At 26.1% G+C, this 3280-nt stretch carries 3 protein-coding genes; all 3 read right to left on the bottom strand.

Going from position 1 to position 3280, the window contains the following annotated elements; all coding sequences use genetic code 11:
* Positions 1-129 precede the first annotated feature (129 nt).
* A complete protein-coding gene (gene msrB / locus I2E98_RS15550) occupies positions 130-1089 on the bottom strand; it encodes a peptide-methionine (R)-S-oxide reductase MsrB (protein WP_195469780.1) in 960 nt (319 codons plus the stop codon).
* 13 nt (positions 1090-1102) lie between these two features.
* Complete coding sequence (locus tag I2E98_RS15555) at positions 1103-1852, bottom strand: hypothetical protein (RefSeq protein WP_195469781.1); 750 nt, start codon at positions 1850-1852, stop codon at positions 1103-1105.
* 118 nt (positions 1853-1970) lie between these two features.
* Positions 1971-3143 carry a cytochrome c biogenesis protein/redoxin gene (locus tag I2E98_RS15560; RefSeq protein ID WP_195469782.1) on the bottom strand — a complete coding sequence of 391 codons (1173 nt, stop codon included), beginning with the start codon at positions 3141-3143 and terminating at the stop codon, positions 1971-1973.
* Positions 3144-3280: the final 137 nt, after the last annotated feature.

Raw genomic sequence — 3280 nt, forward strand, 5'->3', positions numbered from 1 at the left:
ATACTCCAATTATTTCCTATACTTAGCTTTTATCAATAGTTTTGTTCAATTTTTAAAGTTAGTTTTGCAATCAACTAAGTTAACTATTTCTGCTATATTTTATATAAAAAATAATTAACTAAAAATACTTTACCTTATATTCTTTAAATAATCTCCATATCCTAATTCCTCCATTTTATCTTTAGGTATAAATTTTAATGATGCTGAATTTATACAATATCTTAATCCACCTAATTCACTAGGGCCGTCAGTAAATACATGCCCTAAATGACTGTCTCCAGATTTACTTCTAACTTCAGTTCTAAACATTCCATGACTAAAATCTTCTTTTTCTTTTACATATCCCTTATTTATAGGTTTAGAAAAAGCAGGCCATCCACATCCTGAATTAAACTTGTCCTTAGAAGAAAATAATGGTTTTCCAGTAACTATATCTACATATATACCTTCTTCAAAGTGTGCATCATATTCATTATTAAAAGGAGGTTCAGTACCATTTTCCTGAGTAACTTTATATTGAAGAGGTGTTAATCTTTCTTTAAGCTCTCTTTTCTTTTCATCTGATATTTTCCAGGCATCTTCTATAAATTGTTTTCTTCCTGAACCAACATAATAAGCCTTATATCTAAAAGGATTTTTCTTATAATAATCTTGATGATATTCTTCTGCAGGATAAAACTCTTTAGCTTTTAATATCTTTACAGCTATTGGTTTATCAAATATTCCACTTTCATTTAGCTTTAATTTATAATCTTCTGCTACTTTCTTTTGTTCTTCATCTATATAAAATACTGCTGTTTCATAGCTTCTTCCTCTATCATTAAATTGCCCACCTTCATCTGTTGGATCAATACTCATAAAGAATGCTTCAACTAACTCTACGTATTTTATAATCTCTTCATCATATGTAACTTCTACAGCTTCATAATGTCCTGTTTCAGTTCTACAAACTTGTTCATATGTAGGATTTATCACATTACCACCTGTATAACCTACTACTACACTTTTAACACCATCATATGCATCAAAGGGCTTTACCATACACCAAAAACAACCACCAGCAAATATAGCCTTCTTTAATTTACTCATATAATATCGCCTCCTACACATATTTAAAATGCTTTCTAATAAACTTAATCATATTATCTTTATTAGCTTCAAATTGAATTACTCTATTAACATTAGCTCCTGAAGGATGTGGAAATCCCATAAGAATTTGCCCTTCCTTTATAATGCCATCCTCTTTTAACTTTATTAATACCTCTTCAACGGCTTTTCCTAAAGGTATTAATAATATTTCTTCTGATTTATCTAGTTTTTTAAACTCATTTATAAAATTATCATAAATATATTTCATTAAAAATTCGCTTTTAATTAACTTAGGTGTATGTCCAGTATAATTTTGTCCCTTAACAAAAACGGGATATGGTATTAAAGATATCGTATGTAATAAATAATCATATTCATCAAATAATTCACTACAACTTTGTAAATTTAATATATTATTAAGCTCTATTCCATCTAACATAGAAATAATATTTTTTCTTAAACTTCCACTAAATCTAGCTGCAACTTTACATTTATATTGTACCTCTTCAATATTATCACTTACTTCTAATTCTTTTCTTGCTGTTGTTATTGCTGTACTCATTTGTTGAAATCCTGGGGTTATTCCAATAATAAATACCCTTGCCTTAGGATTTAAATATTCATTATGGGGAGCATAATATATTTCTATATTCTTTTCTTTATCAATTAAAAACTTATCTATTAATAAATCTTCTTTTCTATATTTATTTTTTAGTGGTAATTCTTTAATTGCTTCCTTATAATCATATAATGTTTTTTTCATATGTACCTCTTTGTCTTAAATAATTAATATACTATATATTATATACAAATATTTAATGAAAAATATAAATAAGCTACCCATAATTCTGAGTAGCTTATTTAGTAAATTTCTTATCAATTTAATCTTCTATCATCATTTTCATATTTTCTTTATCCATAGCTCCAACAATCTTATTAACTACTTCACCATCTTCATTAATTATGAAAGTAGTCGGGAATCCTCCAATACCATATTTATAAACTAATTCACCACCAAAATCCATAACAACAGGAAATGTATAATTATTTTCCTCTAAAAAACTAACTATTTCTTCTTCTGAACCTTCCCTTCCTAAGTTTGGTGCTGCTACTCCCAATATTATAATATTATTACTATTCTCCCCATACTCATTATATATTTCTTGTATATATGGCATTTCACCTCTACAAGGTGGGCACCATGTTCCCCAAAAATTTAAAAATATAGTTTTACCTCTATATCCACTTAATGTATGCTCATTTCCATATTGATCTTTTAATGTGAAATCTATAGCTATTTCTTTATTACTATTATCTTCATTATTTATAATTTCATCTTTTTCTATATTATTATATTCATTAATCTTATTAATATTTGTAGCACCATTAAAAACCATAACTAGTCCACTTATTATAAGAATAACTCCACATATTTTTTTTATTGTTCCCATGTAGCTTTTCATTTTATCAATACTTTTAAATAACTTACTATAAAATCCAGCAACTATTATAAAAGGTAAAATAAACCCTATTGTATATATAGTTATTAATAAATTTGCTGTTATTTCACTACTTGAAGTTGAGGCCATAATAAGAACTGATGCAAGTATTGGCCCAATACAGGGTGTCCATCCAAAGCTAAAGGTGAATCCTAATATAAATGCAGATAAGGAGTTCATTTCCTTTATTTTTATATTTATTCTTTTTTCCCTGCTTAATAATGCTGATTTAATTATATCTACATAAAATAGTCCCATAAACACTATAATTATTCCACCAATAATCATTATATAATTTTTATTTTCACTAAAGAATGAACTTAATATATTTACAGATGAACCTAATATAAAAAATGTAGTTGAAATCCCTAAAACAAATAATATAGTATTTTTAAATAATGCTGTTTTTATAAACTTATCTTCTCCACTCTTTAATATGTCCACATTACTATTGGATAATATACTTAAATAAACAGGCAAAATTGGTAATATACACGGTGAAAAGAATGATAATAATCCTTCTATAAATACTAGTAATAAATTTAACTCTTCCATTTTCCATCTCCTTTTATTTCATTTAATATGTATTTTTATTAACTCTTCAATAATATATATCTATAATAGTGCATTTTTTCTTGAATAATTTTACAGTTGAATAAAAAGTAAACTTTAACAAGCTATTTTTAATGACT

The sequence above is a fragment of the Clostridium sp. D43t1_170807_H7 genome (assembly GCF_015555905.1).
Classification (GTDB): Bacteria; Bacillota; Clostridia; order Clostridiales; family Clostridiaceae; genus Clostridium.